The 25,687-nt window shown below is 65.2% G+C and carries 33 protein-coding genes and 1 pseudogene; 12 read left to right on the top strand and 22 right to left on the bottom strand.

Translation table 11 applies throughout. The annotated features are described in order from the left end of the window. Positions 1 to 30: 30 nt before the first annotated feature. Together FJ940_RS20540 and FJ940_RS20535 are read right to left on the bottom strand one after the other, a co-directional pair. Entirely contained in the window at positions 31 to 354 is a 324-nt protein-coding gene (locus FJ940_RS20540; protein ID WP_140623028.1) for a hypothetical protein, read from the bottom strand. Further along, the gene (locus FJ940_RS20535) at positions 351 to 2,129 is read right to left on the bottom strand and encodes a portal protein (RefSeq protein WP_140630711.1); all 1,779 of its coding nucleotides are present in this window, start codon (positions 2,127 to 2,129) and stop codon (positions 351 to 353) included. The genes FJ940_RS20540 and FJ940_RS20535 overlap by 4 nt, the downstream gene beginning before the upstream one ends. Positions 2,130 to 2,388: 259 nt before the next feature. On the opposite strand from FJ940_RS20535, the gene FJ940_RS20530 reads away from it, so the two are divergent. After that, positions 2,389 to 3,003 carry a methyltransferase domain-containing protein gene (locus FJ940_RS20530; protein ID WP_224519113.1) on the top strand — a complete coding sequence of 205 codons (615 nt, stop codon included), beginning with the start codon at positions 2,389 to 2,391 and terminating at the stop codon, positions 3,001 to 3,003. A gap of 273 nt (positions 3,004 to 3,276) precedes the next feature. Here the strand turns inward: FJ940_RS20530 and FJ940_RS20525 are convergent, their stop codons facing one another. Further along, positions 3,277 to 3,810, bottom strand: coding sequence for a hypothetical protein (locus tag FJ940_RS20525; protein WP_140521522.1), 534 nt, complete (start codon positions 3,808 to 3,810; stop codon positions 3,277 to 3,279). 150 nt (positions 3,811 to 3,960) lie between these two features. Here FJ940_RS20525 and FJ940_RS20520 point away from each other — a divergent pair, with 150 nt between their 5' ends. Then, complete coding sequence (locus FJ940_RS20520; protein WP_140521521.1) at positions 3,961 to 4,332, top strand: nuclear transport factor 2 family protein; 372 nt, start codon at positions 3,961 to 3,963, stop codon at positions 4,330 to 4,332. Between the two features lie 104 nt (positions 4,333 to 4,436). Here the strand turns inward: FJ940_RS20520 and FJ940_RS20515 are convergent, their stop codons facing one another. The 5 genes and pseudogenes from FJ940_RS20515 to FJ940_RS20490 form a co-directional block, all read right to left on the bottom strand. Next, positions 4,437 to 5,192, bottom strand: coding sequence for a terminase family protein (locus tag FJ940_RS20515; protein ID WP_140657723.1), 756 nt, complete (start codon positions 5,190 to 5,192; stop codon positions 4,437 to 4,439). 347 nt (positions 5,193 to 5,539) lie between these two features. After that, a pseudogene (locus FJ940_RS20510) lies at positions 5,540 to 6,199 on the bottom strand (terminase family protein); the annotation flags it as partial. Next, on the bottom strand, positions 6,156 to 6,548 hold the full coding sequence (locus tag FJ940_RS20505; RefSeq protein ID WP_140657721.1) for a hypothetical protein: 393 nt from the start codon (positions 6,546 to 6,548) through the stop codon (positions 6,156 to 6,158). The gene FJ940_RS20505 and the pseudogene FJ940_RS20510, both read right to left, overlap by 44 nt. After that, a complete protein-coding gene (locus FJ940_RS20500) occupies positions 6,541 to 6,921 on the bottom strand; it encodes a hypothetical protein (RefSeq protein WP_140521518.1) in 381 nt (126 codons plus the stop codon). The genes FJ940_RS20505 and FJ940_RS20500 overlap by 8 nt, the downstream gene beginning before the upstream one ends. 697 nt (positions 6,922 to 7,618) lie before the next feature. Continuing rightward, complete coding sequence (locus tag FJ940_RS20490) at positions 7,619 to 8,266, bottom strand: glutathione S-transferase family protein (RefSeq protein WP_140499977.1); 648 nt, start codon at positions 8,264 to 8,266, stop codon at positions 7,619 to 7,621. Positions 8,267 to 8,519: 253 nt separating this feature from the next. On the opposite strand from FJ940_RS20490, the gene FJ940_RS20485 reads away from it, so the two are divergent. Continuing rightward, positions 8,520 to 8,825, top strand: coding sequence for a hypothetical protein (locus FJ940_RS20485; RefSeq protein ID WP_140499979.1), 306 nt, complete (start codon positions 8,520 to 8,522; stop codon positions 8,823 to 8,825). On the opposite strand, the gene FJ940_RS20480 is transcribed toward FJ940_RS20485, so the two are convergent. Beyond that, the gene (locus tag FJ940_RS20480) at positions 8,826 to 9,254 is read right to left on the bottom strand and encodes a DoxX family protein (RefSeq protein WP_140499981.1); all 429 of its coding nucleotides are present in this window, start codon (positions 9,252 to 9,254) and stop codon (positions 8,826 to 8,828) included. It lies immediately after the preceding gene. 397 nt (positions 9,255 to 9,651) lie between these two features. On the opposite strand from FJ940_RS20480, the gene FJ940_RS20475 reads away from it, so the two are divergent. From FJ940_RS20475 to FJ940_RS20465, 3 genes are all read left to right on the top strand, one after another. Continuing rightward, positions 9,652 to 9,831, top strand: coding sequence for a DUF3606 domain-containing protein (locus FJ940_RS20475; protein ID WP_115144153.1), 180 nt, complete (start codon positions 9,652 to 9,654; stop codon positions 9,829 to 9,831). A gap of 81 nt (positions 9,832 to 9,912) precedes the next feature. After that, positions 9,913 to 10,356, top strand: coding sequence for a GFA family protein (locus tag FJ940_RS20470; RefSeq protein WP_140657719.1), 444 nt, complete (start codon positions 9,913 to 9,915; stop codon positions 10,354 to 10,356). An 87-nt stretch (positions 10,357 to 10,443) separates the two neighbouring features. Beyond that, the gene (locus FJ940_RS20465) at positions 10,444 to 10,695 is read left to right on the top strand and encodes a DUF982 domain-containing protein (RefSeq protein WP_140582358.1); all 252 of its coding nucleotides are present in this window, start codon (positions 10,444 to 10,446) and stop codon (positions 10,693 to 10,695) included. Positions 10,696 to 10,755: 60 nt separating this feature from the next. Here the strand turns inward: FJ940_RS20465 and FJ940_RS20460 are convergent, their stop codons facing one another. Then, the gene (locus FJ940_RS20460) at positions 10,756 to 11,052 is read right to left on the bottom strand and encodes a hypothetical protein (RefSeq protein WP_140582360.1); all 297 of its coding nucleotides are present in this window, start codon (positions 11,050 to 11,052) and stop codon (positions 10,756 to 10,758) included. 75 nt (positions 11,053 to 11,127) lie between these two features. Next, a complete protein-coding gene (locus FJ940_RS20455) occupies positions 11,128 to 12,105 on the bottom strand; it encodes an SDR family oxidoreductase (RefSeq protein ID WP_140499988.1) in 978 nt (325 codons plus the stop codon). A gap of 193 nt (positions 12,106 to 12,298) precedes the next feature. Between FJ940_RS20455 and FJ940_RS20450 the strand changes: the two genes are divergently transcribed. Both FJ940_RS20450 and FJ940_RS20445 read left to right on the top strand, forming a co-directional pair. Then, positions 12,299 to 13,231 (top strand): alpha/beta hydrolase, encoded by a 933-nt coding sequence (locus tag FJ940_RS20450; protein ID WP_140657717.1) that lies wholly within the window; start codon positions 12,299 to 12,301, stop codon positions 13,229 to 13,231. Between the two features lie 157 nt (positions 13,232 to 13,388). Beyond that, positions 13,389 to 13,703, top strand: a complete 315-nt coding sequence (locus FJ940_RS20445) for a plasmid stabilization protein (protein WP_140499991.1) — start codon at positions 13,389 to 13,391, stop codon at positions 13,701 to 13,703. 27 nt (positions 13,704 to 13,730) lie between these two features. On the opposite strand, the gene FJ940_RS28520 is transcribed toward FJ940_RS20445, so the two are convergent. Continuing rightward, on the bottom strand, positions 13,731 to 13,883 hold the full coding sequence (locus FJ940_RS28520) for a hypothetical protein (protein ID WP_181167215.1): 153 nt from the start codon (positions 13,881 to 13,883) through the stop codon (positions 13,731 to 13,733). 227 nt (positions 13,884 to 14,110) lie between these two features. Between FJ940_RS28520 and FJ940_RS20440 the strand changes: the two genes are divergently transcribed. Continuing rightward, entirely contained in the window at positions 14,111 to 14,401 is a 291-nt protein-coding gene (locus FJ940_RS20440) for a hypothetical protein (RefSeq protein WP_140521515.1), read from the top strand. A gap of 109 nt (positions 14,402 to 14,510) precedes the next feature. After that, positions 14,511 to 14,717, top strand: coding sequence for a hypothetical protein (locus tag FJ940_RS20435; protein WP_140499995.1), 207 nt, complete (start codon positions 14,511 to 14,513; stop codon positions 14,715 to 14,717). Between the two features lie 47 nt (positions 14,718 to 14,764). On the opposite strand, the gene FJ940_RS20430 is transcribed toward FJ940_RS20435, so the two are convergent. Both FJ940_RS20430 and FJ940_RS20425 read right to left on the bottom strand, forming a co-directional pair. Beyond that, complete coding sequence (locus tag FJ940_RS20430; protein ID WP_140499996.1) at positions 14,765 to 15,829, bottom strand: PAS domain S-box protein; 1,065 nt, start codon at positions 15,827 to 15,829, stop codon at positions 14,765 to 14,767. A gap of 282 nt (positions 15,830 to 16,111) precedes the next feature. Next, on the bottom strand, positions 16,112 to 16,357 hold the full coding sequence (locus tag FJ940_RS20425; protein ID WP_140499998.1) for a hypothetical protein: 246 nt from the start codon (positions 16,355 to 16,357) through the stop codon (positions 16,112 to 16,114). Positions 16,358 to 16,614: 257 nt separating this feature from the next. Between FJ940_RS20425 and FJ940_RS20420 the strand changes: the two genes are divergently transcribed. Beyond that, positions 16,615 to 16,905: a hypothetical protein gene (locus FJ940_RS20420; RefSeq protein WP_246671059.1), complete on the top strand. Its 291-nt coding sequence runs from the start codon at positions 16,615 to 16,617 to the stop codon at positions 16,903 to 16,905. Positions 16,906 to 17,049: 144 nt separating this feature from the next. Continuing rightward, positions 17,050 to 18,057 (top strand): aldo/keto reductase, encoded by a 1,008-nt coding sequence (locus FJ940_RS20415; RefSeq protein ID WP_140500000.1) that lies wholly within the window; start codon positions 17,050 to 17,052, stop codon positions 18,055 to 18,057. Between the two features lie 26 nt (positions 18,058 to 18,083). Here the strand turns inward: FJ940_RS20415 and FJ940_RS20410 are convergent, their stop codons facing one another. The 8 genes from FJ940_RS20410 to FJ940_RS20375 all read right to left on the bottom strand — a co-directional run bounded on the left by FJ940_RS20410 (position 18,084) and on the right by FJ940_RS20375 (position 25,679). Further along, a complete protein-coding gene (locus FJ940_RS20410; RefSeq protein WP_140500002.1) occupies positions 18,084 to 19,235 on the bottom strand; it encodes a GNAT family N-acetyltransferase in 1,152 nt (383 codons plus the stop codon). Continuing rightward, the gene (locus FJ940_RS20405; protein ID WP_140500004.1) at positions 19,232 to 20,224 is read right to left on the bottom strand and encodes a sterol desaturase family protein; all 993 of its coding nucleotides are present in this window, start codon (positions 20,222 to 20,224) and stop codon (positions 19,232 to 19,234) included. Before FJ940_RS20405 ends, FJ940_RS20410 begins: the two co-directional genes overlap by 4 nt. Before the next feature lie 326 nt (positions 20,225 to 20,550). After that, on the bottom strand, positions 20,551 to 21,315 hold the full coding sequence (locus FJ940_RS20400; RefSeq protein WP_140623014.1) for a slipin family protein: 765 nt from the start codon (positions 21,313 to 21,315) through the stop codon (positions 20,551 to 20,553). Next, complete coding sequence (locus tag FJ940_RS20395) at positions 21,312 to 22,685, bottom strand: nodulation protein NfeD (protein WP_140657715.1); 1,374 nt, start codon at positions 22,683 to 22,685, stop codon at positions 21,312 to 21,314. The genes FJ940_RS20400 and FJ940_RS20395 overlap by 4 nt, the downstream gene beginning before the upstream one ends. Before the next feature lie 190 nt (positions 22,686 to 22,875). Continuing rightward, positions 22,876 to 23,235 carry an SPW repeat protein gene (locus FJ940_RS20390; protein WP_140500009.1) on the bottom strand — a complete coding sequence of 120 codons (360 nt, stop codon included), beginning with the start codon at positions 23,233 to 23,235 and terminating at the stop codon, positions 22,876 to 22,878. Positions 23,236 to 23,444: 209 nt separating this feature from the next. Beyond that, complete coding sequence (locus tag FJ940_RS20385) at positions 23,445 to 23,867, bottom strand: VOC family protein (RefSeq protein ID WP_140500011.1); 423 nt, start codon at positions 23,865 to 23,867, stop codon at positions 23,445 to 23,447. A 73-nt stretch (positions 23,868 to 23,940) separates the two neighbouring features. Next, positions 23,941 to 25,026 (bottom strand): D-alanine--D-alanine ligase family protein, encoded by a 1,086-nt coding sequence (locus FJ940_RS20380; RefSeq protein ID WP_140515992.1) that lies wholly within the window; start codon positions 25,024 to 25,026, stop codon positions 23,941 to 23,943. A gap of 35 nt (positions 25,027 to 25,061) precedes the next feature. Then, positions 25,062 to 25,679, bottom strand: a complete 618-nt coding sequence (locus FJ940_RS20375; protein ID WP_140657787.1) for a C39 family peptidase — start codon at positions 25,677 to 25,679, stop codon at positions 25,062 to 25,064. Positions 25,680 to 25,687: the final 8 nt, after the last annotated feature.

Genomic DNA, 25,687 nt, shown 5'->3' with positions numbered 1-25,687 from the left:
CGCAAGGGGGGAGATCGGCGCTTCAGCGCCTCACCTCTCCTCCTCCCGTGCCGCCTTTTCCAGCGCCACGAGCTGCGCCTCGTCCAGCGTCAGGAACCCCATAATGTGCTGCACCACTTCGGCGCGCGCGTTGCTGAGCGCGCTGTGCAGCTCGAAGCCATTGGGGGTTCTGGTCCGCGCCATCCACTCGCCGTATGACGGGCGCCTGAAATAGCCGACCGTCGCCGCGAGATCGGCCAGCACCATTTCGCCGTCCTCGCCGGAAAACACGCGCATATACGCCTTGGCCAGCGCCTCGCGCGCTTTGGCGGGGCCGCCGCTTTGCGACGCGTGAGCGAAGCGTTTGCGGCTCATGCGCGCTGTCCGGCCGGCATCGCGCCCTGGGCGCCGGCATCAGGTGCCGGCCCATCGGCGGTGCCGCCCTGCAGCATGCCTTGCAGGCCTTCGAGCAGGCCGCTGTCGCGCGCCTGCACGGCCGCCGGCACCGCGTCCTTGGCCACCTTGCCGGCGGTGGCGATCGCCGCCATGCCGGCCTGCGCCTGGCTGGCCTTGGCCCTCGCGTCGCGCAGGCCCGCCACCTCATCCTTGCGGCGGAAGATGCGCTGCGGGCTGCGGCCGGCGCTCTGCACGATCTTGAGCGCCTCGTCGCTGTCGATATTGTCCATCACATCAGGGTCGAACTGCGCCATCTGCATGGCCGTGGTCACCAGCTGGATGGTGTCGCGCGCTTCCGCCGAGCGGCGCAAGACATCGAGCGGACCGGTGAAGGTCGGCCGCACCGCCTTGCCCGCCAGGCTCGCCGGCGGCAGGAACCGGCTGTCCTCGTCATAGAGGCCCTTGTCCTCCAATATGCCGAGCTCGCGGTCGAGATTGGTGGCAAAGCCCGCCTGGATGATCGAGCCCGACGGCCCGAGCAGCGCGCCCTTCTCCTCCTGGCGGATCAGCGCCTCGGTGGCGGTCATCTGCGGGTTCTGCACCAGGGTCTGGAACAGGTTGACGAACATCATGTCGCGGATCTCCTCCGCCCGGCTCGCCGCATAGTCGAAGGCGTAGCTCGGGTTCTGCCCGGTGGTGATCGGCGCGATCAGCGGCCTGCCATTGTCGTCGATGAGGCCCGGATAATTCTCGCCCGGATCGAGCACCGGCACATAGTCGAGCCTGGCCTTCGACGCCGTCGGCGGATCGGTGATCTGTTGCAGCGCGCGCAGGCCCGAGCGGCGGACCGCGTTTTCCTCGCGCACGGTCGTCAAGGCTTCGATGGTCGGCGAGATGCCATAGGCGTCGCCCTCGTAGCGGCGCCAGTTGAAGGCCGACACCGGGAAGGTGCGAAAACCGCTCTCGCGCACGATCTCCTCCTCGTCCTCGATGACATGGTAGGAGGCGAAGGCGGCGTCGAGATAGCGGTAGCTTCCGCCCGATCGGTACATGCGGCGCTCGTCACGCGGCTGGATGCACTGGATGAGCGCGATCTTCTCCTCGCATTTGGCGGGGTCGTCGACCAGCGTCCTGATGCGCGCCGGCAGTTTTTCATAGCCGAGCAGCTGCGCCGCCTGGCGCGCGGTGCGTTCGTAGCGGCGGTGGAAGATGTCGACCTGGCCCCAGCGGTTGCGCGAGAGATAGCCTTCCACCACCGGGATCGAGGCGTAGCGGATCAGCGTCGAACCGAACCCTTCCTCGGCATAGAGATAGGCCGGACCGTAGCGCACGACATTGCGCAGGCAGGCTTGCGTCGCCGGCACGAAATTGGAATTGGCGGAGTAGCGCAGCGAAAACAGGAAGTCGCGCAGGTTTTCCGCCCATTCCTTTTCCTCGTCGGTCTCCTCGTCGTCCATCTCGGCGGTGGTCAGCCCGTGCCATTTCTCCGACTGCGGGATGATCAGGCTTTCCAGCCCGGCGGCCAGCCGGTTGGCGGCCGAGTTGATGGTGTTGGCATAGACGCGGGCGCCGCGCCGCTCCTGCCGCTCGGCCTGGCTGTCGCCGCGGCGGGCACCGCGCCCGGAGCGGATATCGGGCGCATCGGGATCGCAGAACTCCGCCACCGCCTCCCAGACGGGCTCGTAGGCGGCGCGCTCACTCTCGAGTTCGGACTGGCGGGAAAGAATATCGCGGGCGCGGGAATCGCTGGTCATGGGGGCCTCGTTAAAACTGGGGGATCTCCCCCCTTGAGGGGGAGATGGCCGCAAAGCGGCCAGAGGGGGTCGGATCGACCGGGTTCGGCCTTCTGCAACAGAAGGAGGTTAGCGCTTCATGCGAGGCGACCCCCTCTGTCGCCTCCGGCGACATCTCCCCCTCAAGGGGGGAGATCGGCAGCTTCAGCCGACGATGTCATTCTTTTGCGCGGTTCTTGGTCTAGGAACGTCTCGCGGCGGGGTTTTGCAGGAGGTCGATGTGACGACGACAAGCCTTGCCGCCCTGAAGAACCAGAGCAAACGTACCGTTAAACGGCTCATCGGCTATGATTCCCGCAACTGGCTGCGCATCCGCCAGATCGAAGCCTTCACCACTTTCCTGACGGCCGCCAACCGCAAATCGCGCGACGTGATCGAGATCTCGCCCGGCTGGAACCGCTACTGGAAGGCGATGTGCCCCAACTATCGCTCGGTCGACTTCCCCGATTTCGACATCTGCAAGGATCGCACCGACGAGCAATATTCCATCGTCATCGCCGACCAGGTGCTGGAACATGTGCAGCGGCCGCAGGCGGCGGCGCGGAACATCCACGCCATGACCCGCGAGGGCGGCTGGGCGATGGTGGCGACGCCCTTCCTGTTTCGCGTACACGCCAGGCCGCACGACTACAACAGGTGGACGCCGGCCGGCCTGAAGCAGCTGATGGTCGATGGCGGCTTCGCCGAGGACAACGTCCAGGCGTTCGGCTGGGGCAACAAGGCCTGCGCCCGCGCCCACATAGGCGGCCCGGTCCGCGCCTACGGCCTGTGGCGGGACCTCAGCAACGACGAGGAATACCCGATGATGGTCTGGGCATTCGCGAAGAAGGGGTGAGCGGTGGAAGCTGCCAATCTCCCCCCTCGTGGGGGAGATTGGCAGCGTTCACCCGCCACGCCGCTTCACCAACCTTGCATGCCGTCTCCAATACCACCAGTCCAGCACGCGCCGGCGAAAACTGCGCTTCATCGCGGTCATGGTTACACCCCCAAAAGCACGCGGCGCTGGCCGGCGAGGCTACCGGGCGCCAGATCGGTCTTTATGGTGCTGGCCGTGCCCTGGCGTTGTTCGAGCTCAGCCCGAAGTGCTGCTTCGCGCGCCTGCACGTCCTTATCCCCGGCCGTCGGCACTGCCGGCAGCGGCTTCAGTTCCGGTGGTTTTTGAAACAGACACATGGTTCCAGCCTTCTCTTGTCCAGTCGTAGAGGAAAAAATCTTCGCCGTTCCGGCCATATCCGGGCAGCAGGCAACGTTGCGTGGCGCCCAGCCGCGCAAGCCAGCGCAGCGCCAGTTCATTGCCGGCCAGCGCCCGCGCCTCGACCCGCCAGGCACCGCGGGCGGAAACTTGCGGACCGAGCACCGCGTGAAAGAACTCCGTAATCCCGGGCACGCAGCGCCTCATGCGGCGCGTGCCCCAGCTCCAGGCGATCCAAAGCCCGCTCCGCTGTTCGGCCGCGCCGAAGCCGACCTCCGGATTGCCGCCGAGCTCGGCCACATAGGCAAACCCTTGCAGCGCGGTGAGCGCCAGCAGCGCCGGCGACCAGTAGTCGAGCTGGCAATCGATCTCGGCGCGATCCTCGGGCCGCAAATTGGCGGCGATATAGGAGAGATCGCGCAGGGTCGCGGGGATGATGCGGAGGGTCATGCGGATGCCAGAGCCCGGGGGATAAGGTTCATCTGTGTGAGTGCCGCGTGAAAAATTCACGCCCTTGACCGGTCTCCTCTCCGGTGACCTACTTCGACCATAGAATGCGGGAGCAAAACATCGGTCATCCAATTGAAGGGAGACGGGCGAATGGACATTCGATCGGCGCTGACGCAGATATCTGAGGCCTTCAACGCGCACGATCTCGATCGCATCATGGCGTTCTTTTCCGACGACTGCATCCTGGAGATGCCGAGGGGAGGCAATCCTTGGGGTTCTCGTTTCGAGGGCAAGGAAAACGTACGGCAAGCACTGGCGACACGCTTTGAAGGCTTGCCCGATGTCCACTACGGCAACGCCGAGCATTTTGTGGATTCGACCGCCAATACCGGCATCTCGAAATGGATCCTCACAGGTACCACCCGCGAGGGGGAGAAAAAGGAGGTCAGGGGTTGCGACTTCTACACGTTTCGCGACGGCAAGGTGATCCGCAAGGATTCATATTGGAAAATCGTGGAGTAGGCCCCGCAGGGACATCGCAGCGCGGGCTATCGGGCCGGCGCCGGAGCGCCCGTTTCCTCCAGCGGGAATTGCGCTGCCGCGACGCTTCGAAGAGCCCTCCGCCCTCACCTGAACGCCCCCAGCGGATCGCTCTGCCCCTTCGCCCGTCTCGCAGTCCTGAACTCCGCCGGATCGACCACCGCTTCCCTGAGCATCATCACGCCATAACGCGTCGCCGCCATCAAATCGTCGCGAAGTTTGACCACCTGGCCGTCCTTGCGATGATAGAGCCGGAACTCCTCGAACCAGGGGACAAGCGTCGAAAACACCTTGAACCGGCCGGACTGCATGCGGTCGAGCATCTCCATCAGCCCGGCCTCGACCGAGACCGAACCGTCGGGGAATTGCGCGTGGCGCGACAGCATGTTCAGCCCGTGCGCGGCATATTGCTTGGCGAGCGCGGTGCCCGCCCCTTCCAGCGTTTCGCGGCGGCCGTCGCGCGGCCACGCCCAGGGCAGCCATTCGCCCCAAGGCTTCAGGGTCAGCGCCTGCATGGCGGGCGTCTGCTGCGAGGCGCGCGCGGCCTTGGCGACATAGACGACGTCGGCCTCCGTATCCCAGGCGAGCTCGACCGCGGCGGAAGGGTGGTCCCAGCCGAAATCGAGCGCCCCGATGCGCGGCCAGTAGCGCGGCAGCCGGAACGGCGCGCAGGCAATCAACTCCTCCGCCACCGGAAAGATGCGGCCGGACCCCAGCACGGGAATGCCCCGGGCGCGCGCCTCGCGCTCATGCGCGGGATAGGCGGCAACGATCGCCGCGCGCTCATCGGGCGAATAATGCTCGGCGTCGTCTATGGTCATGAAGGTGACGTGACGGGACATGGGGGATCCTGAATCACTTTCGAGATAATCGATGTAGCGTCTTGTGAAGGCTACGTTTTTCGGACCAACGTCGCGCCGCCCCTCACCTGCCTGCCGGCATCCTCTCCCCGTATAGTGACGGGGAGAGGGGTGCTGTTGTCGACGGTTTCGCCAATCGCGAACGTTCAAGAATCGGCGCCGAGATTGCGGCCAGCTCCCTTCTCCCCGTCATTACGGGGAGAAGGTGGCGGCAGCCGGATGAGGGGCAGCGCCGACGAAGGCGAGCAAGCGCCAAGTGCGATGCCGCTCGTCCCCAATCAGTTTCTTCTCCATCACCCCTTCCCCATCCCCTCCACCTCCGCCGCCGACAAAAACAGCAGCACCACATCGGACATGCCGAGCAGCGGCGTGAAGGTGACGATGGTGATGCCGCCGGTGGCGTTGGTGCGGGTCAGGCCCTCGGAATAGATGTCGAGCGGCGGTTCCTCGTCGAACCAGACGCCGTGCAGCGTTTCGCCCTGCCATTTCTCGCGGCCTTTCTCGAAACTCTTGAACGACAGCACGCTCTCGCCGGCCTGAACATCGCCGCCGCCGCCATGGCGCACCACGACGCTGTCGAGCGCGCCCGGCGCGCCGCGGCCCATCATGGTGTCGACGATGGCATCGGCCGGGATCATGCCGGTGCCCCATTGCGCCTGCTGCTGCGGCGGGCCGACCAGCACGCGCTGCGGATTGTCGCGCGTGCCCTCGCCGGTCACGCCGGCGGCCCACAGCCGCACCGGCGCATCGAAAATCTTGCCTTGCCACCACGCGGGATAGCGGCCCGTCAGGTGCATGGCCCATTCGGCGCCGCCGGCGCGGGTCTTGCCGAGCTGGTTGCCGGCCATGAACAGCCGCTCGCGGTTGGCGGCGCCTGCCGCGTGAAACGCCGCCTGCCTGGCATAGGGCCGGTAGGCGGCAAGCTGGTTGGTACGACGCCTGCGGTCAAGCTCCGCCAGCAGCGCCAGATATTCCGTCCTCGCCGCCACCGGCGATGTCTTCGAGGAACGGTTTGACCGCGGCTTCGAGCGCGCGGATGCGGCTGCGGATCTCTTCATCGCTCAAGGCATCCAGATGGTTGACGGCGACATCGAAATCCTTGGGCAGCACCGAAAGCACGATCTTCAAATACTGGTCAGGCTTGTCGGCCCGCACTTCGGCGATGACGCCGGGGCCATGAGCGCGGAAATCGGCGCGCACGGCGGCGAGAAAGTCGTCGCCCAGCGTTTTCGGGCGTTTGCGGCGGGTCTTCGGCGCGGCCTCCGGGCTTGCGCTCCGGCCGGCGGCCGGCTTGCGCCCCTTGCCGCGCGCCGGCACTGCGGCGGTTTCGTCAGCCATGGCCCGTCACCGCCTCGGCATCGCCGGCCTTGGCCTTCGACGGCACGGACTTGACCGACCGGACCCGCTTCTTCTTCGAGCGGGTGGATTTCCTCCTGACGTTCCTGGCGCCCTTCGGCCGCCGGGCAGGTTTTGCGACGCCCGGCAGATCCTTCAGGCCCGCCATGGCGAGGCCGATGGCGCCGCTATGAATTGTCGCCTGCGGGAAAGCGAAGCCGCCGGCCGCGTCCCGAACCATGCCGATCAGCACGCCGGGCGCGACCTGCTCGATCCGGCCGAGCCGCGTCTGCGGTGCCGCACCCTCGAATTCGCCAATGGCGCTGACGACCTCAAGGCCGTCATCCCCGGTGATGATGGTGGCATAGCGTGGCATGGGATTTCTCGCGGATAATCGTCAGGTTCGAAACGTCGCATTCCTTCGCGTCCCCCTCTGTCCTGCCGGACATCTCCCCCACGAGGGGGAAGATCGCAGCTTCGGCGCCTCGCTTTTTTCTACAACGTTGGCGATTGGCGAAAGCCGGGACAACAGCCGATCTCCCCACCCGTGGAGGAGATGGCCGGCAGGCCAGAGGGGGGCGCCGTAGAGCGCCATCGTTCGAAGAGGAAAGCAAAACCAGAAACACAAAACCCGCCTCGGCGGCGGGTCATCGGCGCAACTCAGCACCATAGATAAAAACATAGCATAGTTGCCTTCACCCCGTCAACAGGTTTTAGGAAAAAATTCCTTATCGGCTTTAGGCATCCCCGCGCAGCGAATGCACGCCTTCACGGCATGGGCGAACAGGATCAGCCCAACTAATGAACCGGGGCTTCGTCACAATCTCGCTGTGAAGGTCGCCAAGCGCGTTGAATGAAGATCCGCTCGAATATCGCGCCAATACCCAGCACGACCGGCGCTCTTGTTTCGGCGGCGCCAGAATCAAAAACCCGCCTCGGGGGCGGGTCATCGGCGCAACTCAGCACCATAGATAAAAACATAGCATAGTTGCCTTCACCCCGTCAACAGTCTTTAAGAAAAAAATCCTATCTTGCCCGTCCCAGCGTGATCCTCCCCCGGCCTATCGGCTTTGTCAGTTGGGTGCTGGAGCATTGACCGCGAATTGCGCGGCGAACGCCCTGCCATAGGCGGGCCGGGCTTCGCCGCGGGCCACATAGGCAGCCAGGTTTTGATATTCGTCCAGAATGCCCGACATTCTGAGCCGCAGCAGCACAGATACCATCAACAGATCGCCCGCGCTGAACGCGCCGTCGAGCCAGTCGGCGCCGCCCAGATGGGCCGAGAGCCTGTCCAGCCGGGCGCGAACGCGGTCCTTCACCAATGGCAGGCGCTCCTCGCTCCAGGGCTTGTCGGCCTCGAATATTTTTGCCGTCGTCAGTTCGAGGATCGGCAACTCGACGGTGTTGAGCGCGGCAAACATCCAGGTGATGGCGCGGGCGCGGGCATCGCGATCCTCCGGCAGCAGCCCCGGATACCGCTCGGCAAGGTGGAAGACGATCGAGCCGGTCTCGAACAGGCAGAGCGAACCGTCCTCGTAGGTGGGGATCTGGCCGAAGGGCTGAATGGCCAGATGGTCGGGCGCCTTCATCTCGGCATGGGAAACAAGACGAACCTCATAGGGCTGGCCCACTTCCTCGAGCGCCCAGCGAACGCGCGTGTCGCGCGCCAGTCCCTTGCCGCCGTCGGGCGACCGTTTGAATGCCGTAATGGTGATTGTCATTGCATCCGCTTCCTTGCCTGTTTCCTGGGCTTCCTGGCGATGACGAACAAGCCTGCGCTGCAGCCCGACATCGGTCTTGAACTATTTTCCTTGCCGAGCGCGGATCGCGAATGGATGTCCGCGCGTTCTGAACGCCTATGCACGCCGCCTCAAAGTGACCTCGGTTTTGGGCGACATGCGTAGGCCGATACCTGCAAGTGCGTCGCACGGGCCCTGTTCAGCGTGACGCGCCTCACCGATGGGAGCAACCGCCATGAACGTCGCCAACCTGCAACTCGAGGGCCTGCTGATGGCCGTCGCATCGATCAACCACGTCCTGGTCAGGAAGGGCGTGCTGACATCAGAGGAGATCGACATCGCCCTGCGCAAGGCCGAAGCCGGCGAAACCAGCGAGGAGCGGTCCGAGGGCATGTCGGCGTCGAGCCGCGACGCCGTCAATTTCCCGATCCGGCTGCTGGAGCTCGCCAACCAGTGCCAGCCCGAAGCTGACATGCCGTCCTTTTCGAAACTGGCGCGCATGGTCGGCCAGATGAAGGAACCCTACAACGACCAGATGTAGCTACGCCCTGCCCGGCCATCCCGGATTGAACGAAAGCACGCGGCCCGGCCCGTGCACGGCGGCGAACAGCAGCCCGGCCAGGAAGGAAAAATGGTCGACGAAGAAGCCGAATTCCGCCTGGTTGCCGGCCCAGTGGCTCGGTCCGTGGAAGGCGAAGCCGAGGAACAGCACGTAGACCGCCGCGACCAGCGCGGCCGGCGTGAAGAAGGCGCCGGTGAGGAAAGCGATCACCAGCAGCACCTCCAGTATCGCCGCGCACCAGGCCAGGAACAGCGGAAACGGAAAGCCGGCGGCGGCGATATAGCCGGCGGTGGCGCCCATGCCCATGAACTTGAACGTCACCGCCATCAGGAAGACGGCCGCGAAGATCAGGCGGGCGATGAGCAAGGCGGCGGTCTGCCACGGCGATTGGACGGTTGGCGACGGCATGGTTGTTCTCCCGTTTCGTTTGCTTGTCTTACCCAATTCCGGATGGAAACCGAACTTTCCTGGAATTGCTCCTAGGACGCGCCACGCACCGCGCATCCGACATATCCGCCGAAGTTTTTTCCGGATGTCGTGATCGGCGCAACATGATCGGGCCGCTGTCGCAAAAACCGGAGTCCGGTTTGCCGGCTCCTTGATGAAGTGGGCCACATCGGCCCTGATGTATCTCGCCGCCACGCGCCTGGAGCCGGCCTGAGGCAGCGGACCCGATATTCCGGTCCGGGTGATCGCCAAAGCGCGCAAAAGCCGCTATGGAACCAGCGGCGTCAAATGCTGTTATGTATGACCGCAGGGTCGCGCCGCGACGGCGGCGCGCCGGGGGTGGAAAGTGAGGCTCGGCATGGCGGACGACAAATCGAAGATCAAGCAGGATCGCAAGCTGGTTTCGAGCGAGGAAACCTATGAGGTTGCCGCTTTCGCCCGCAAATACGGCATCCCGCAGAGCGAGGCCCAGACCATCATCAAGCGCTACGGGCCCTCGAGGAAGAAGCTCGACAACCACATGGCCGCGCGCGGATAGCTCGGCGCGACCGGCGTTGGAAGCGTTGCCCGGGGCAGGACCCGGGCGCATTGCGGCACCGAATGGTTGGAGGCCACGGCCATGCCCGACACCGCGCGCAGAACCGGCAGTTGCCTTTGCGGCGGCGTGCAGTTCACCGTCAGCGGTCCGCCCCTGCGGGTGGGTCTCTGCCATTGCAAGGATTGCCGCAAGACCAGCGGCTCCGCCTTTGCCGCCTTCGCCATCTGGCCGCGCCAGGCGTTCGAGACATCGGGCATTCTCGGCACCTATGCCGGCCGCGGCTTCTGCCCGACCTGCGGCAGCCGTGTCGCCTCGCTCAGCGACGACGAAGCCGAGGTGATGATCGGCAGCCTGGACGTGACGCCGACCGATCTCATGCCGGAGTACGAATTGTGGATCGGCCGGCGCGAATCCTGGCTGCATGCCTTGCCCGATACGCGGCAGTTCGAGCACGACCGGCCCGCCGCGCAGGCTCCCGGCCCGCCGCCGCCGAGGCCGCTGTCGGACGCAGCTCCCGGCGGCTGAAAATTAGTCGAAAAGTTTAGCGGCCGCGACGGAACCCCGGAACGGCGGCCGGCGTTATCGGGCGCCTCAGTTTCAATGGAGATCGCCGTGAACGACAAGTTCTTTCCCCGTCCGGTCAGGCTGAAGGTCGGACCGGCCCGGGAGCGCGTGGTGCGCAGCGCCTGGGAAGGCCTGGAATGCCTGCGCGACTGGCCCGGCAAGCACGGCCGGCGCTACCGCGCCGCATGGCGCAGCTGCCGCGATGCCCTCGATGGCTGGACCCCGGCCGAGAAGGCGATGCGGGCCATGATCGATGCCGGGCGCGAGGCGGAATTCCTGCCCGGCAACGGCAAACCCTGAAAGCCTGCCGCCTCAAGGGGCGGTCCGGAACCCGATAGCTGCATCGCGGCAAGCCGCCGGCTACTGTTTCGGCGGCTGCGGCGGCACTTCACCCGGTTTGATCACCGGCGTCTTGCCTTCGTTGGGCGCGGGCGCGGCCATGCCCTGGTCACCTGTGGGCGGCGGCTTCAGCACGCCGCCGCAATCGTTCAGCGTCTCGGTCAGCGTGTTGTCGGTCGGCTGCTGGTTGCCGTCGGGCTTGGCCCGGCATTTTTCGCTGGGCGCCTGCTTGTCGGGGTTCTGCTGCTCGGCCTGCGCCAGCGCCGCGGCGGGCGCGGCGAGCATCAGGCTGACGGACATGATGGCGAGAAATCTCATCTCGGCCTCCTTTCCAGGTTGGGCCGCCCTCACCGGCCGCCCAATAGTCGATGGCGTGCCTTCGACAGGCTTGCCTCAATAGCCGCCGACGATCGGCAGGATTTCGCCGGTGATGTAGCTGGAGCATTGCGGCGAGGCCAGGAACACATAGGCGGGCGCGATTTCCTCCGGCTGGGCGGGCCGCTTCATCGGCGTCTTGGCGCCGAACTGCGACACGTCCTGCGCCTCCTTCTCCGACGGATTGAGCGGCGTCCACACCGGTCCCGGCGCCACCGCGTTGACACGGATGCCCTTGCCGACGAGGTTGCCCGACAGCGCCCGGGTGAAGGCATGGATGCCGCCCTTGGTCATGGAGTAGTCGACCAGGTCCTTCGATCCCTCGATGCCGGTGACCGAACCGGTATTGATGATGGCCGAACCCGGCTTCATATGCGCCACCGCCTCCTGCGCCATATGGAAGTAGCCGTAGAGGTTGGTCTTCAGCGTGGTGTCGAAATGCTCTTCGGTCAGGTCGGCGAAATCGGTGGAATGGATCTGGAAGGCGGCGTTGTTGACCAGCACGTCGAGCCGCCCCAGTTCCTTGACGACCCTTGCCACGGCCTTGGCGCAGAAGGCGCGATTGCCGACATCGCCGCGCAAGGCGAGGCAGCGGCGGCCCTCCGCCTCGACCGCTTGCTTGGTCGCCTCCGCGTCACGGTCCTCGCTGAGATAGACGATGGCGATATCGGCGCCCTCGCGCGCGAACAGCACCGCCACCGCCCGGCCGATCCCGGAATCGCCGCCGGTGATCAACGCCGCCTTGCCTTCCAGCTTTCCCGAACCGCGCCAGAACGGCGCGTCATAGAGCGGCGCCGGCTCGATGGCCCATTCCTCGCCGGGTTTGGGATGATGCTGGGCGGGAAAAGGCGGCGCGGGATATTTTCGCGCGCCGGCCTGCATGGCGCCGTCGCCCTTGGGCTTGGCCTTGGCGCGGTCCTTGGCGTCGACCTTGCGCTGGATGCTGCGCTGCTTGCTGGTTGCTTTCGAACTGTCGCTCTGGGTGCTGGTCGGCATGGTCATCTCCTCTGTGTTTGGACCGGAGACATCCCGAACCTCCTCGCGCAACGCGCGGAACTGTTCGCGATGTCTTCGGTCCAAACGCTCTGCTCGCAGGGACAACGCATGTCGGCGGAAAAAGTTGGCGGCTTTCGCAGGCGCGCATTGCAACCGCTCGCATCCTGCCGCCGTTTCGCCTGCGGAGGCAATCATGTTCGAAGGTTTTCAGACCCTCGAGGTCGACTGCGGCGACGCCCGCATCTTCGCCCGGCGCGCCGGCGACGGGCCCGCCGTCCTTCTGCTGCACGGCTTTCCGCAGACGCATCTGATGTGGCGCGACGTGGCGCCACGCCTGGCGGACCGGTTCACCGTCATATGCGCCGACCTGCGCGGCTACGGCGCTAGCTCATGCCCGGCGTCGAGCGCCGATCACGCCCCTTACGCCAAGCGCGCCATGGCCCGCGACATGGTGGCGCTGATGGCCGAGCTCGGCTTTTCCAGCTTCATGGTCGCCGGCCATGATCGCGGCGGACGTGTCGCCTACCGCCTCGCGCTCGACCATCCCGACCGCGTCGAAAGGCTTGCCGTGCTCGACATCGTGCCCACCGCCGACGCCTGGGACCGGGCCGACGCCAGGCTGGCGCTCGGCTATTGGCCGTGGTCGTTGCTGGCGCAGCCGGAGCCGCTGCCGGAAAAGCTCCTGGCCAGTGCGGCCGACGCGATCGTCGACGATGCCCTGGGCGGCTGGGGCTCGTCGCCAGAGACATTTTCCGCCGGCGTGCGCCAGGCCTATGTCGAGGCCCTGCGCGATCCCGCCCATGCCCATGCGATCTGCGAGGAGTACCGGGCGGCCGCGAGGCTCGACCGCGAGCACGACTATGCCGATCGCGCCGCCGGCCGGCGCATAGCCTGCGCGGTGCTGGCGCTGTGGAGCGGGCAAGGCGCGCTCGCTGAATGGTATGCCGGCGAAGGCGGACCACTGGCCTTGTGGCGCGGCTGGGCCGGCGATCTGCGCGGCCATGCGGTCCAGGGCGGGCATTTCTTTCCCGAAGAAGCACCCGCGCAAACGGCCGCCGAATTGAGCGCTTTCTTCGCCGGCCCCGAAACCGCCGCCCGAGAGGGCAATGTCAGGAAAAGTGCCTAGCGGTTTCCCACCTAGCGCTTTCCCTGGGGAATCGCGTCGAACTAACGCCTGGAGCGGCTCAGCGGGAACCTTCTCAGCCGGCCGCGACCAAGGGAATTGGAACCACATCCTTGGCTGCGCAGTTGCAGGGGCATCGGATGAACCCGGGAGCAGAGCCATGCCACGTGGAGAAAAATCGAAATACACCGACAAGCAGGAGCGCAAGGCAGACCACATCGCCGAGGGCTACGAGCATCGCGGCGTGTCCGAGAAGGAAGCCGAGCGCCGCGCCTGGGCCACCGTCAACAAGGATGATGGCGGCGGCAAGAAGGAGGGCGGCTCCGGCCGCGGCAAGCACACCGGCCATCCCGCCGCGCACAAGGGCGGCGAAAAGGGCGGCAAGGCTTCCGCCTCGCGTTCGGCAGGGAGCCGGTCGGCATCGGCCAGGAAGGCAGCCGCGACCCGCAAGCGCAACGAAGCGCACGCCCATTGATGCGCGGGCGACCGGGTCACGAAATTCCTATGCGCCTTGCCTGCCCTCGCCCGGGCCGCTCTTGATCAGATCGTCGCCCGGCGGATCATCGAAGTTGGGCTCGGCCGGATTGTCGGACGGCGGCCTTTGCGGACAGTCCTCGTAGCCGTGGTCGCGGCCGCCGCAGAACGAACAGCACATGGCTTCGCGCTCCCTGTTCCCGGGCGGCCATCGCGGGGTTTGGTAAGGCTTCCTGCCGAGCATGCCCAGCAATGCGCGAGGCGCGATTTGGTTGCGCGCCCGCGCCGTCCCTCGCAAGAGAAGACGCCGGCTGTTGCGCAACCGCCAGACAAAGTGCGAATCTCCCCGGCATGCCGCAACCAAGCTTGATCGCCCGGCGTTGCGGATCATGCCTTGGAAAGACCGCCATGTCCGTTCGAATTCTGTTGCCGACCGTGGCTGCCATGCTTGCCGCCACCGGCCTGGCCGAAGCCCGGCCCGACAGCCGCGCCATGAGCTGCGCGCAGATCCGCGCCATGATCCAGAGCCACCGCGCCGTCGTGCTGACCACCGGCCCCAACACCTATGACCGCTATGTCAGGCAGTTCGGCAATGAATGCGATTGGCCCGAAGTGCCGATGTCGGCCTATATCCCGGCCCGCGACGGGCACTGTCCGGTCTACCGCTGCGAGGAGCCGGTCAACAATTTCCCGAATTGACCGGTCGGCCAGGCGCCGGCATCGACGTTCGGGGATTGCCGCATCCCTGCCTGAAACCATTCCGAGGGGCCGGCGTTGACGCGTGGGGTGGCCGCCACAGGAGATGCCCATGACCGTCAACTGCCGCGTATCCATCGACAACCGGCCTCAATCGATCGAGGCCGTTTTCCAGGCCGTGCCCCGGATCGGCGAGAGCGTTTCGCTGTCCGTCGACGGAAACGCCCAGGACCTGCGCGTTTCGCGTGTCGTGCATGTGCCCGACGGCTCGCTCGAAGGAGCTGCGATCATCGTCGAGGTGACGGCCAACATCCTCTAGCCCCCTGAATCCGCAAATGCGGCGCGCCTTGGCCACGGCGGCGGCTTTCAGATGCCTAAGCCGATCGTCTGGCCGGCGTCTTCCATAGGGTGCTGCGGCACGATGATCGACGCCAGCGGCGCGTTCAGCGTCCATCTGAAATAGCCGGGCGAGCGCTCGATCACGGCGGACCCGCCGAGCGACTGCGGCGCCACCCTTTGCAGGACAACGGTGCCGAACCCCTTGCGCGTGGTGTCGTCGCGCTCGTCGCCGCCGCTATAGGGGGGCGACCGCTCCTCCCAGACAAGTTGGAATTCGCGTTCGGCCAGAGCGTCGTCGCTCATGCTCCAGGTCACCTCGACCCGGCCGGAATCGCTGGCGAGCGCTCCATACTTGGACGAATTGGTGCCGAGCTCGTGGAAAGCCATGCCGAGATTCTGCACCGCATTCGACTGCAAGGTCAGCAGCGGTCCCGAAAGCAGTATCTGCTCCTCGCGGCCGAACGGTTTGAGATGTTCCTGGACCAGGTCGAACAGGCTGGCTCCCGCCCAGTTCGAGGTGACCAGCAGATCGTGCGAGCGTGACAGCGCCATGATGCGGGCGCGGATCATCTCCTCGAACTCGCGCGGGTCCTGCGAGCGCTTGCTGGTTTCCCTGACCATCGACAGGATCACCGCAAACTGGTTCTTGACGCGATGGTTGACCTCGCGCATCAGCATCTTGATCCGGCGCTCGTTCTCCCTGCTGGCGCTGATGTCGCGGGCGATCTTCGAGGCGCCGACGATCTCGCCGCTGGCGTTCCTGATCGGCGACACCGTCAGCGAAACGGCAATGAAGGTGCCGTCCTTGCGCTTTCGCGTCGTCTCGTAGCTCGCGAGGCGTTCGCCGCGGCGGACCTTGGCGATGATCTCGGTTTCCTCGTTCTTGAGGTGGTCGGGGATGAGCATCAGGATCGACTGCCCCAACGCTTCCTCCGCGCTGTAGCCGAACATGCGTTCGGCCGCCTGGTTCCAGCTTTTGATGATGCTGTTCAGGTCCTTGCTGATGATGGCGTCGAAGGAGGAATCGACGATCGCCGCCAGCTGCGCATCGGCCGTTGCGTCCTGTTTTTCACCGCTTGCTATGTCAGCCATTGCCCCGCCAGGTGTCAGCCTATAGCCACTAGATAACGCGTGCGCCGGACAAGGCAATCACCTTGAAGCGGCCTGCTGCTTCAACTTCATCGAAATCGCCTCGCCGGCTGGAGTGATCGAGGGGAAGGTCGTTCCGCAGATCAGGGCGGCCGGCATCGGAGACGCCAGCGACCATACAAAATGGTTTTCGAGCACCAGGACAGAGCGGACATTCAAGTCCACGGGCACCGGAAGCGCGGAACCCGTCCTTGCGGGCCGGCATCACCTGAATGTCACCGCGCCTCAGTCAGAATGGCCGTCGCCCACATTGCCGTTGCCGCCCGGGGTGGACAGCAGTCCGAAGTCCTGGGACTTGACGCCCTGCTCCGCCGCCAGGAATCCGTCCGAGGCGAGGCCACGCCGCAAGAGCTCCCTGACCGCGGCCGAGCGGCTCGGCATGCGCTTGTCGAAGCGCCAGTTCTCCAGTGCCGCCAGTTCGTCGGCGGTCAGCATGACCTGCAAGCGTTCAGGACGTTCCAGTTCAGTCACGGCACTTCCTCGCACAACCGAATACATGAATGAGTATCTGTCTCATTCCACTAATAATTAGGATAGCAATCCTAACACGTCAAGGTCGGCAAATACGCGACCTGCCTATCCTGCTCATGATGACTATAAAGCGTCGGGTGCGCCTTTGCGTAACCATGCTAACTAACTGATATACATCGAGTATTTTCAGATTTCCGCTTGCCACACACCGATGCGAGGCGCATGCTACAAAGGCAAAACCAGTCCAGGAGGTTTCCATGCGGTATGACTACTCGACGCGGTTGCGCGATGACGTTCAATCCGCGGTCATCACGGCTTTCAGGACGTACGGCATCGTCAACATCACCGCGGTGGCCGAACGGATCAGGCTCAGGAACCTCGACGAAAACGTTGCTCTCGAGGACGTCGAGCACCTGGTCCTGGCGGCCGCCCAACTGCTTGGCGCCGCCATCGAATTCGAGGGCCTGACCATGATCGACCGCTTGCCGGACGCTCATGTCAACGGCCGCCCCGGCGGACCGGCCCCTGCCCTGAAGCGCCTCGTCTGAACAGATTTGAGGCGACGCGCTAAGTCATTTCGGGCGACCTGCATCAGGGCTCCGGTGGCCGGGCGAGCCCGCTGGACGCGGCCTACCTGTGGAAATTGAGCGCGCGCGCTATATGGTGTTGAATTCCCCTCCGGAGAACACGCCATGACGCTCGACACACGCAAGCTCGGCAGCCAGGGGCTGCGGGTTTCTGCCATCGGCCTCGGCTGCATGGGCATGAGCCAGTCCTACGGCCCGGCCGACGAAGCCGAATCCATCGCCACGCTGCACCGCGCCATCGAACTCGGCTGCACCTTCCTCGACACCGCCGAGGTGTATGGCCCTTACGCCAATGAGGCGCTGCTCGGCCGCGCCTTGAAGGGCAAGCGCGACCAGGTGACCATCGCCACCAAATTCGGCTTTCGCATCGAAAATGGCCGGCAGGTCGGCACCGAACGCGACAGCAGGCCGCAAACCATCAGGGCGGCGGTTGAAGGGTCGTTGAAGCGGCTCGCCACCGACCATATCGACCTTCTCTACCAGCACCGTGTCGACCCAGCCGTGCCGGCCGAGGATGTCGCCGGCACGGTCGGCGAACTGGTCAAACAGGGCAAGGTCCGCTTCTTCGGCCTGTCGGAGGCGGGAGCCGCGAACATCCAGCGGGCGCACGCCGTGTTTCCGGTCTCGGCGCTGCAGAGCGAGTACTCGCTGTGGGAGCGCAATCTCGAGCCGGAAATCATTCCCCTGCTGCGGCAAACCGGCATCGGCCTGGTGCCGTTCTCACCGCTCGGCCGCGGCTTCCTGACCGGCGGCGCCAAGCGCGCCGAGGACTATCCGGAAGGTGATTACCGCCGCGGCGACCCGCGCTACCAGGGTGCGAACTATGACGCCAATGTCGAGGCCGCCGCAAAGGTCCGCGACATCGCCGCCGCCAAAGGCGTCAAGCCAGGGCAGATCGCGCTGGCCTGGCTCCTGGAGAAGGGCAACGTCTTCGGTGTCGACATCGTGCCGATCCCCGGCACCAAGCGGATCAAATATCTGGAAGAAAATGTCGCCGCTGCGTCGCTGAAACTGGAGGCCGCCGAGATGGCGGCGCTCGACGACGCGCTGGCCCCGGGGAAGGTCTCCGGCCCGCGCTACGGCGACCGCACCATGATGATGATCGACCGATAGGTTCGCACGTCGCCGGTGAATCGGGCCTATTCCACCGGTGCGGGCTTTTGCCGAGGATCGGGCCGCAACCGCTGGTGAAGTTCCCTGCCGGCGTGCAGGGTCCGGTCCGCCAGCGCGGCGAGTGTTCCGCGCAAGGTCCTTGTTCCCAGCACCGAATCCAGCGTCACCGACTGGGTCGCGAAGCGCCGCTTGAAGTCCTCGCCGCCGCACAGGAAGTCGACCATCGTCAGCCCTCTGTCGATCGACCACTGGATGTAGTCCATCATCAGCACCATGCCGGGAGACGCCCGTTCGACATCCGGATCGTAGGTCGTGACGAAGGCCATCATCGTGTTGTGCTGGACGAAATTGATCGAGACCGCCACCACCATCCCGGCGCATTCCAGCACGAAGACATGCAGGAGTCCTTCCCTGGCCAGCACCGCGACCAGCGCGGCCAGGGCCGGCGACCCCTCATCGAACAGGTTGGATTCGTGTCCGCGCGCGGCGAGCCATTTGCGCTTGAACTCGGCGAGCCTGTCGAGGACGGGCTGCATCGGCTCGTCCGGCGACATGAGGCGGAACCGCACTTCGCCGCCTTCCTCGAGGAATTTGCGGCCACGGCGATAATTCTGGCGCATCTTCTTCGTTTGTTCCCCGAACCAGTCCGCGCCCGTACGCCATGGCCCGGCGACCCGGAAGCTGGTTTCGCTGCGGCGGTTCGGGCGCAGCGCCATCTTGGGCGCCGAAGCGGGAGCAAGCAGCGTGCGCATCGCGGCGTCCGGCAGCAGGCGGTTCAGATAGACGAGATCGAAGCCGCCCGCGGCCGAAATTTCCTGCCATAGCGCCGCGACCGCCGCCGGATCGCAGTCCGGCGCGACCAGCACGTCGCCATAGTCGCTGTGGTCCTTGGCAGCCCATTCCAGGACGTTGACGCCCTTGCGCCGCACCGTCGCCAGCGGGATGACGGCGTCGATCCGGTCACCGTTCCAGACGAGGCCGATCCTGAGACCACGCAGCTCCCGGTCCGGGGCCGTCTGCCACCACGCCGTGACCCAGGCGTGGCTTTGAAAGATCAGCCCCTCCGCCCGGCGCCACAGCTCCGTCCAGGCCGGCCCGACCGACGCGAGGCGCTCCTCGGAGGTGACGATCTCCAAAGCGCCGGCCTTCGGGCCCTCGATCGCGGCGTGAGCGTTCATGGCTGCGGGCTCCGTGTCGGCTCGGACGAAGCGCGGCGGCGAAACCGCCGGGCGATGTGCCCCCACATCTTCTTGAGCGGCAGCACGTAAAGCCCCGACAGGGATTGATAGTCGCGCGCGCCGCGTTCCATCAATCCGAACCTGAAATCCTCATCGGGCTTGGGCACGCACAACGTTCCGAATAGCCGGTCCCAGAACGAGAACAGCAAGCCGAAATTCTTGTCGTAGTGCCTTGGATCGACGCTGTGGTGCAGTTGGTGCCAATGCGGGCACAGCACGATGTTGTTGAGCGGCCCGAACGATATCTTGAAATGGGTGTGCCTGACGAAATCCATCATCAGGATATTGCGCATGACGTAGACGTTGACGCCGAAGATCGTCACTTCGACGAGGTTAAGCGACAAAAGGGTCCAGATGCCGAAGCAGATCCCGGGTATGACGCCGTCCCAGGCGCGGTTCATGAGCTCGTCGAGCGGATGAACCCTATCCTTGGTGATCCCGACCATCACCTCCGCCGAGTGATGCACCTTGTGCAGTTCCCACAGGAACGGGAAGCGGTGCTGGGCCACATGGTACAGGTAATAGGATATGTCGTAGGCGATCAGCATCGTCACCGTGAAGATGACGATCGTCACCGCTCCCGGCGGTCCCGGCAGCAGCGGCGGCTCGATCTGGAGGAGTGCCGCCAGCGTCCGATTCGTCGCGTAACCGACGGCGACGACGAAGGTCACGCCCGCGGGCAGCATCAGGAAGGGCATAATCGCCTTGCGGGTGATCCAGAAAAGCAGGTCCGCCCGCGCCGAGGGATGCGTGACGATCTCGTTGGGAAAGACGAAATCGAAGAATTCCCTGAAGCTCTTGCGCTCCGCCGTCCGCCAATAGGCGATCAGGGCGCTGCCCAGCGCGGTCAGCAGCAAGAGGCCGGCCGCAAGCAGGCTGGAGCCGGACAACTTGTCCAGGATCCTTTCGATGATGCCGGCAATCGACATGGGCCCACTCATTTATGCAACCGAAGCTTGACTTGCAGGAGGCGATTGACCTGACTGGCCGGGCAAGCCGCCACGCCGTCAGGGCTCTCGATCATTTCGCCGTCACCCTAGTCGAGAATCCATAGCGAAAGCTTAAGCTAATTAAAAACAATGAATCCGCTAAAAAGCCCGCTATATATTGCCGAATTCTGAATAAAACTCCTAAAATTGACAGCAAAGGACCGGCAGCGCTTGGCGTGGAGATCGCAACTTCGGGGAATCGCCGGGTGATCGTGCCGGTCCCGAGCTCGCCGGCCCGCGGCCGGGCTGCCAAACCCCTCCCAAGCTTATTTCCCGGCGCCCGGCTGCTTGTTGAAAATCGTGAGCAGGTCCATCGGCAGCGGAAACACCACGGTCGACGAGCGCTCGCCGGCGATGTCGTGCAGCGCCTCGAAATAGCGCAGTTGCATGGCCTGTGGCTCCTGCGCCAGCATCTTGCCGGCCTCGACCAGCTTTGCCGCCGCCTGCTGCTCGCCATCGGCGTTGATCACCTTCGCGCGCCGCAGCCTTTCAGCCTCGGCCTGCTTGGCGATGGCGCGGACCATGTTCTCGTTGAGGTCGACATGCTTGATCTCGACATTGGACACCTTGATGCCCCATGCGTCGGTCCGCTGGTCCAGGATCTCCTGGATGTCGCTGTTCAACTTGTCGCGCTCGGCCAGCATCTCGTCGAGTTCGTGCTTGCCGAGAACCGAGCGCAACGTGGTCTGCGCGAGCTGGTTTGTCGCGGCCATGAAGTCCTCGACCTGGATGACGGCCCGCTCGGCGTCGACGATGCGGAAATACAGCACCGCGTTCACCTTCACCGAGACGTTGTCGCGCGAGATCACGTCCTGCGGCGGCACGTCCTGGACCACCACGCGCAGGTCGACCCGCACCATCTGCTGGACGAAGGGGACGAGGAGGATGAGGCCGGGGCCCTTCACCCCGGTGAAGCGGCCGAGCGTGAAGACCACGCCGCGCTCATATTCCCGCAGGATGCGAATGGCGGCGGACAGGAAGATCAGCACGATGAGGGCGAGCACCAGATAGGCGACGTAACCGATGATCATTGCCTTGCTCCATTGTTCCTGCGCCGGACCGTCAGCACGAGATCCCTGACGTCGGCCACCTCGACGCTGTCGCCGGGGGCGAGCGGTTCATCGGCTTTCGCCCGCCAGCGCTCGCCCTGCGCGAGCACATGGCCTTCGCTGCCCGACCAGTCGAGAATCCTGGCCGGCAGCCCGTGCATGGCCTGCGCGCCGACACGCGGCAGGCTCCTGCGCGCCCTCCACAGATAGCTGCCGGCCAGCAGCGCCAGGCCAAGCGTCAGCGCCGCGGCGGTGCCGATGAGCGCCCACGACATCTCGAAGCCCGGGCCCTCGACCTTGAGCAGCATGGCGGCGCCGAGCAGGAAGGCTGCCACGCCTCCAAGCCCGAGCACCACGGTCGGGTTGAAGGCCTCGATGACGAGGAAGGCGATGCCAAGCAGCATCAGGGCGAGGCCGGTATAGCTGATCGGCAGCAGATTGAGGGCATAGAGCCCGAGCAGCAGGCAGATGGTCCCGATCACGCCGGGCGCCACGGCGCCTGGGCTGGTGAACTCGAAGACGAGGCCGTAGACGCCGGCCAGCATCAGGACGACGGCGATGTTGGGATCGGTGATGACGGCGAGAAGCCGGATCAGCCAGCCGGGATCGAGCGTCTCGACCGCCACGCCCTTGGTCGCCAGCACCTGTTGCTTGCCGGCCACCTCGACCGTGCGGCCGTCGGCAAGCTGGAGCAGTTCGGCGGTGTTGCGGGCGACGAGGTCGACTACATGTGCCTGAAGTGCCGCATTGGCGGAAAGGCTGGCTGCCTCGCGCACCGCCTTTTCGCCCCAGTCGGCATTGCGGCCGCGCAGTTCGGCGAGCGAACGGATCAAGGCGACCGCGTCGTTCGTCACCTTTGTCATCATCGCGTCGCCGGCCGGAGGCCCGGTGGCATTCTTCTGGTCGCCCTTGTCCTTCTCGTCGCCACCGGGAAGGGGCGGCAACCCGCCAAGCTCGACCGGCGTGGCGGCGCCCAGATTGGTGCCGGGCGCCATCGCCGCGACATGGGTGGCATAAAGGATATAGGTTCCGGCACTTGCCGCATGCGCGCCGGCGGGCGCGACATAGCCGATGACGGGAACCGGCGAGGCAAGGATATCGGCGATCATTTCGCGCATCGAGGTGACCAGCCCGCCCGGCGTGTCGATCTCGAGGACAACGGCTTCGGCGTGCCGCTCGGCGGCTTTGGCCAGCGCTTCGTTGAGCTGCCTGGCGCTCGCCGGGCCGATGGCGCCGTCGATCACGACGCGCAACGCGACCTTCTCCGTAGCCTCCGCGGTCACGGAAGAGTGACTGGCGGCCGCGGCGGCCATGAAGGCCGCTGCCAGAACCGCCATCCGCGCGAGGGTCACGCTCAAAACTCCCTGAATTACGCAGGATATGCTGTGCAGGATATGGCGTTCGGTCCGTCGAGATCCATGGCCTGGCCTCAGATTGCAAGCCGGCGACCCTGCCCTTCGCAGCCGGCGGCAAACGCAATGGGCAGACGTTCAAAGCCGGAAGGGGCCCCGCTCGCGCGCCGGCCCCGTCCTTGGTCAGCGGTCACGCATGTGCGTGCGGGTGACGGACGTCCCAGACGGCCCAACCCGATACGGCAACCACCAGCACGCCGAGAATGACGTGGGTGGCCATCGCATTCGTGTTCGCCATGAATTTGAGCAGCCAGGGCGACACGATCAGCCAGAGCCCGAGAACGACACCTACCCATTCCTCCCACTCGGCGAAGGCGGCAAGCGCCGCCACGGCCACCGCGCCCAGCACGACGCCGACAATCCAGGCGTTCCATGCGGGAGCGGTTTCAGCAGCGAAGCCGATTATCCAGGGTGAGATGAACAGGCAGACGGCAAGGACCAGATTGAGCCAGTCCTGGCCTTTCTTTCCTTCCATGAGTGTATTTGCCATGACAACCTCCATAGATGAAGCTTGGCCAAAGCGTTGTATTCGCGTGCAAACGCACGCTTAATGGTTGATGTAACTATGCCTCACATGGCCTTCAAGGCCTGCCCCACGGACGGGTCGCCTCCGCGTGGATCGAGCTCCCTCCACCCGATTGGGATCAAGCCGGGACGGGCCACATCAAGGCAAAACCACCCGCCTCTTGTCGGCGCATTCTAGAACGTGATCTTCACCGAGGCGGCACTGCGGTTGGCCGCCCCGTGATGCACCGCTTCGATGTTGTTGCCGTCCGGGTCGAGAAGGAAAGCGGCGTAGTAGCCGGGGTGGTACCGGCGTTCACCCGGCCCGCCATTGTCCCTGCCGCCGCCGTCCAGCCCGGCCTTATAGAACGCATCGACCATGGCGCGGTCTTTCGCCTGGAATGCCAGGTGATGGCGACCGGTCAACTCTCCCCGAGCCGCGCGGCTGTCGGCGGTTGAAATGAAAAGCTCGTCGGCCCAGAAATAATCGGCGGCGCTGCCGCCGATCGGAATATCGAGCACTCGAAATACTGCTTCGTAAAAGCGGCGGCTGGCGGCGATGTCCCTGACCACCAGTTGGATATGATCGATGAGCCGGCCGCGATGCAGTTCTTCCATGCAAGCTCTCCTCTCGCCAAGGGCTCGAATCTAACTAGCTTCGCGTGATCCGCCGTCAATGCCGCGCCGAACGTCAGGACTTTCGCGCGGCATGCCGCGCCAGTGCGTGCTCGATCAGCACGTCGATGACCTGGCTGTAGCCGATGCCGATCGCCGCCAGCGCCTTGGCATACATCGAGATGTCGGTGAAGCCGGGCAGCGTGTTGACCTCGTTGACCAGCAGCGAGCCGTCAGCCCGCAGGAAGAAGTCGACGCGGGCCATCGCCTCGCAGCCGAGCGCCTGGAAAGCCCGCGCGGCCATCTCCCTTGCCTTGTCGGCGACGGCGGCCGGGACATCGGCGGGCACGTTCACCACGGCGCCGTCGGCGTCGAGATATTTGGCTTCATAGGTGTAGAAGCCGTGCTTGCCGGCCGGGATGATTTCGCCGGGCAGCGATACGGTCAGCGTTCCGTCGGCCCGCTCCAGCACCGAGCATTCGATTTCGCGGCCGTCGACGAACTCTTCGATCAGGACCTTGCCGTCGTAGCGGAAAGCCGTCTCGACGGCCCGTTCGAAGCCGTCCCGGTCGTTCACCTTGCTGACGCCGAACGACGAGCCCTGGCGCGCCGGCTTGGCGAAGAAAGGCAGGCCGAGCGCGCCGGCGATCTCCTGGAACGGCCCGACATCGTTTCGATGCACGGTGACGGAACGGGCAACCGGCAGCCCGGCCTCGCGCAGCAGCCGCTTGGCGACATCCTTGTCCATGGCGGCGGCCGAGGCGAGAATGCCGCAGCCGACATAGGCGACGTCGGCGACCTCGGCATAGCCCTGCACCGAGCCGTCCTCGCCGAAAGGACCGTGCAGCACGGGAAAGACGACGTCGACCGGCGGCAGGTCGGGCTGTGCTCCGCCGCCCCGTGCGGCCACCAGCCTGCCTCTACCACCGGGCAACAATGCGACCTCCACGCCGTCCTCAGACACCGGTGCCCCGGCTCTGTCGTCGCCAGCCTCGGAGGATGGTTGCAGCAGCCATCTTCCGTCCCTGGAAATGGCGATCGGGACCACCTCGTAAAGCGTCCGGTCGATGGCCTTCAGCACATTGGCGGCCGAAAGGCGCGATACGTCATGCTCGGCCGAACGTCCGCCATAGAGGACGGCGACCCTAATCTTGTTCTTCATTGAAAAGCCTTGTCCTTCATCGAAATCCCTCGAGATCAAATGCTGACGGCAATGCCGCGATTGGCAAAGAAGCGGTCGAAATCGGCCGGCGCCAACACTGCATTTGCCCGTGTGGCGCCGGTATGGCCGGACGGATTGTGAAAACGAAAACCCTCATCGGATGCCGACATGACCAGCACCAGATGGCCGCCCTTGGACGGGGGCTCGCGCTCGGGCCAGCGGATCGAGCTGCTGACCGAGGCGATGAAGAAGCGCGACCGCCCGAGGATCGCCTCAATGTCGGCTGTCGCGACATTGGTCATCACCTCTGCCTCGAGGCCGAATTCCGCCTTCACGAAGCTGACGAACGGGGCGTAGATCAGGCCCTTGATCGATCCCTCGGTGACGACATAGCCGCCATATCCGGTGCAGCGCCTGGCCAGTTCGATCGTCGGCACGATCTGGCCGCGCGCCGCCAGGATCATCTTGAGGCACGCCATGCCGCAGACATTGGCGGCCCACAGCGCGTATTCGTCGAGTGTGCGCGCGCCCGAGTTCTCCCACAGCGGATCGTGCCGCAGCGCCACCTCGGCGCCATCGGCAAGGACGGCCGAAGTCATATCGGGCGTCTCCCACTGGCTGAAAAACGGCACGGTCCCAGGCGGTGGGCTCATCAATTCCT

Origin of the sequence: Mesorhizobium sp. B2-3-7 (assembly GCF_006442695.1) — a bacterium.
Taxonomy (GTDB): domain Bacteria; phylum Pseudomonadota; class Alphaproteobacteria; order Rhizobiales; family Rhizobiaceae; genus Mesorhizobium.
The sequence above is the reverse complement of the archived record's forward strand: the minus strand, read 5'-3'. Positions and strand labels throughout refer to the sequence as shown.

Coding starts and splice junctions, on each gene's coding strand:
- FJ940_RS20540 (WP_140623028.1), bottom strand. CDS start 354: ATGAGCCGCAAACGCTTCGCTCACGCGTCGCAAAGCGGCGGCCCCGCC.
- FJ940_RS20535 (WP_140630711.1), bottom strand. CDS start 2,129: ATGACCAGCGATTCCCGCGCCCGCGATATTCTTTCCCGCCAGTCCGAA.
- FJ940_RS20525 (WP_140521522.1), bottom strand. CDS start 3,810: ATGACCCTCCGCATCATCCCCGCGACCCTGCGCGATCTCTCCTATATC.
- FJ940_RS20520 (WP_140521521.1), top strand. CDS start 3,961: ATGGACATTCGATCGGCGCTGACGCAGATATCTGAGGCCTTCAACGCG.
- FJ940_RS20515 (WP_140657723.1), bottom strand. CDS start 5,192: ATGTCCCGTCACGTCACCTTCATGACCATAGACGACGCCGAGCATTAT.
- FJ940_RS20505 (WP_140657721.1), bottom strand. CDS start 6,548: ATGGCTGACGAAACCGCCGCAGTGCCGGCGCGCGGCAAGGGGCGCAAG.
- FJ940_RS20500 (WP_140521518.1), bottom strand. CDS start 6,921: ATGCCACGCTATGCCACCATCATCACCGGGGATGACGGCCTTGAGGTC.
- FJ940_RS20490 (WP_140499977.1), bottom strand. CDS start 8,266: ATGACAATCACCATTACGGCATTCAAACGGTCGCCCGACGGCGGCAAG.
- FJ940_RS20485 (WP_140499979.1), top strand. CDS start 8,520: ATGAACGTCGCCAACCTGCAACTCGAGGGCCTGCTGATGGCCGTCGCA.
- FJ940_RS20480 (WP_140499981.1), bottom strand. CDS start 9,254: ATGCCGTCGCCAACCGTCCAATCGCCGTGGCAGACCGCCGCCTTGCTC.
- FJ940_RS20475 (WP_115144153.1), top strand. CDS start 9,652: ATGGCGGACGACAAATCGAAGATCAAGCAGGATCGCAAGCTGGTTTCG.
- FJ940_RS20470 (WP_140657719.1), top strand. CDS start 9,913: ATGCCCGACACCGCGCGCAGAACCGGCAGTTGCCTTTGCGGCGGCGTG.
- FJ940_RS20460 (WP_140582360.1), bottom strand. CDS start 11,052: ATGAGATTTCTCGCCATCATGTCCGTCAGCCTGATGCTCGCCGCGCCC.
- FJ940_RS20455 (WP_140499988.1), bottom strand. CDS start 12,105: ATGCCGACCAGCACCCAGAGCGACAGTTCGAAAGCAACCAGCAAGCAG.
- FJ940_RS20450 (WP_140657717.1), top strand. CDS start 12,299: ATGTTCGAAGGTTTTCAGACCCTCGAGGTCGACTGCGGCGACGCCCGC.
- FJ940_RS20445 (WP_140499991.1), top strand. CDS start 13,389: ATGCCACGTGGAGAAAAATCGAAATACACCGACAAGCAGGAGCGCAAG.
- FJ940_RS28520 (WP_181167215.1), bottom strand. CDS start 13,883: ATGTGCTGTTCGTTCTGCGGCGGCCGCGACCACGGCTACGAGGACTGT.
- FJ940_RS20440 (WP_140521515.1), top strand. CDS start 14,111: ATGTCCGTTCGAATTCTGTTGCCGACCGTGGCTGCCATGCTTGCCGCC.
- FJ940_RS20435 (WP_140499995.1), top strand. CDS start 14,511: ATGACCGTCAACTGCCGCGTATCCATCGACAACCGGCCTCAATCGATC.
- FJ940_RS20430 (WP_140499996.1), bottom strand. CDS start 15,829: ATGGCTGACATAGCAAGCGGTGAAAAACAGGACGCAACGGCCGATGCG.
- FJ940_RS20420 (WP_246671059.1), top strand. CDS start 16,615: ATGCGGTATGACTACTCGACGCGGTTGCGCGATGACGTTCAATCCGCG.
- FJ940_RS20415 (WP_140500000.1), top strand. CDS start 17,050: ATGACGCTCGACACACGCAAGCTCGGCAGCCAGGGGCTGCGGGTTTCT.
- FJ940_RS20410 (WP_140500002.1), bottom strand. CDS start 19,235: ATGAACGCTCACGCCGCGATCGAGGGCCCGAAGGCCGGCGCTTTGGAG.
- FJ940_RS20405 (WP_140500004.1), bottom strand. CDS start 20,224: ATGTCGATTGCCGGCATCATCGAAAGGATCCTGGACAAGTTGTCCGGC.
- FJ940_RS20400 (WP_140623014.1), bottom strand. CDS start 21,315: ATGATCATCGGTTACGTCGCCTATCTGGTGCTCGCCCTCATCGTGCTG.
- FJ940_RS20390 (WP_140500009.1), bottom strand. CDS start 23,235: ATGGCAAATACACTCATGGAAGGAAAGAAAGGCCAGGACTGGCTCAAT.
- FJ940_RS20385 (WP_140500011.1), bottom strand. CDS start 23,867: ATGGAAGAACTGCATCGCGGCCGGCTCATCGATCATATCCAACTGGTG.
- FJ940_RS20380 (WP_140515992.1), bottom strand. CDS start 25,026: ATGAAGAACAAGATTAGGGTCGCCGTCCTCTATGGCGGACGTTCGGCC.
- FJ940_RS20375 (WP_140657787.1), bottom strand. CDS start 25,679: ATGAGCCCACCGCCTGGGACCGTGCCGTTTTTCAGCCAGTGGGAGACG.